The organism is Ornithinibacter sp., from assembly GCF_035443565.1.
Classification (GTDB): Bacteria; Actinomycetota; Actinomycetes; order Actinomycetales; family Dermatophilaceae; genus Fodinibacter.
Map to the genome: position 1 here is coordinate 46,013 of NZ_DAORSO010000004.1, position 1,547 is coordinate 47,559.

A 1,547-nucleotide genomic window follows, 5' to 3' on the forward strand; every position below is an offset into this window, starting at 1 on the left:
ACACCGACCGTAGCTTCGACGAGGAGTCAGCCGTGACCGAGGGAACCGTTCGCTGGTTCGATGCCGACCGGGGCTTCGGCTTCATCGCCCTGGGGGAGGACGCCGACGACCTGTACGTGCACGCCTCCGAGATCATCAGCAACGACGGGGTGCGCGTGCTGCGCGAGGGCCAGGTCGTGGAGTTCGAGGTCGGCGAGGGTGACCGCGGCCCGCAGGCACGACGTGTCCGTGTCACGGCCGACCACGCCGCCGATGCACCCTTGGGTGTGCTCGGCACCGTCGCCTGGTACGAGCCGACCAAGGGCTACGGCTTCGTCACGCCCGACGGCGATGAGGGCCAGGTGTTCGTGCACGCGTCGGCCATCATCGGCGGCGGCGTCGTGACTGAGGGGCAGCGCGTGGCGTTCCTCGTCGTCGACGGGGAGAAGGGCCCGCAGGCCGACCCTCTGCTGCCTTTGGGGGCGCAGGCCGCACCTGCCGCCCAGCACGCCGGGGCGTCAGGCCGGGCGGAGCGGTCGGACGGCGCTGACGGCACCGTGACCTGGTACGACGTCGACAAGGGCTTCGGGTTCATCACCCCGGAATCTGGTGGCCAGGACGTCTTCGCGCACGCCCGGGACCTCGCGGACGGGCTCTACGAGCTGGCCGAGGGCGACCGGGTGACCTACGGCGTGGTCGACAGCGAGAAGGGCCCGCAGGCGCGTGACGTGCGCCTGGCAGGCAGTTCGACGCGGCGGTCCGCACCCCCGAGGCAGGCGTCCCGGCCCCGGTCGGACCAGCGCCGCTCCTCCGGCGCACCTGTGCGCGGCGGCGAAGGAGTCATCGTGCGCTACGACCCTGACCGCGGGTTCGGCTTCATCGCCCCCGACTCCGGAGGCGACGACCTGTTCGTGCACGTGTCGGTCATCCGTGGCTCCGATCACCTGTACCAGGGCGATCGGGTCCGGTTCCAGGTGCGTCAGAGCGATCGAGGCCCGCAGGCCGACCGCGTCGAACTGATCTGAGCGGTCAGGCGTCCTCGGCGAGGGCGACGTCGACCATCAGCTCGTCGGCGAGCGACTCCATCGCCGCGCGCAGCTCACCTTCGTCCGCCCCGGCAGGCGCGGCCAGCACGGCGTGAGCCTCGAAGAGCATGCCGCCGGCCATCGGGGCCTCGCTGACGAAGGTCTCCAGCTCGACGATGCCGATCCCCCGCGCCGAGAGCAGCGCCGACACCTCGGCGACGATGCCGGGACGATCGGCCCCGACGAGGTCGAGGGTGAGGTGGTGCGTCGGCGCCTCGCTCGCGGCACTCGTGCGCGTGGTCGAGACGGTGATGCCCTGGGCCGAGAGCCCGTCGAGGTCGGCCACGAGCCCGTCGACACCGGCTGCCGGGACGACAACCTCGACGATGCCGGCGAACTTGCCTGCCAGCTGCGACAACTGGCTGCGCTGCCACGTGGCGCCCCGAGCGGCGAGGCTGGCCGACAGCGTCGCCACCAGCCCGGGTCGGTCGTCACTGATGACCGTCAGCACCAAGGTCTCCATGCCACGTCACCCTACGGCCG

The 1,547-nt window shown here is 71.8% G+C and carries 2 protein-coding genes; one reads left to right on the forward strand and one right to left on the reverse strand.

All coding sequences use genetic code 11. The features are described 5' to 3' along the window. Positions 1 to 1,004, forward strand: a 1,004-nt coding sequence (locus tag PLL68_RS01280) for a cold-shock protein (protein WP_324530899.1), incomplete at its 5' end; no start/stop codon positions are given. A 4-nt stretch (positions 1,005 to 1,008) separates the two neighbouring features. Here the strand turns inward: PLL68_RS01280 and PLL68_RS01285 are convergent. Further along, positions 1,009 to 1,527, reverse strand: coding sequence for a glycine cleavage system transcriptional repressor (locus PLL68_RS01285; RefSeq protein ID WP_324530901.1), 519 nt, complete (start codon positions 1,525 to 1,527; stop codon positions 1,009 to 1,011). Positions 1,528 to 1,547 lie beyond the last annotated feature (20 nt).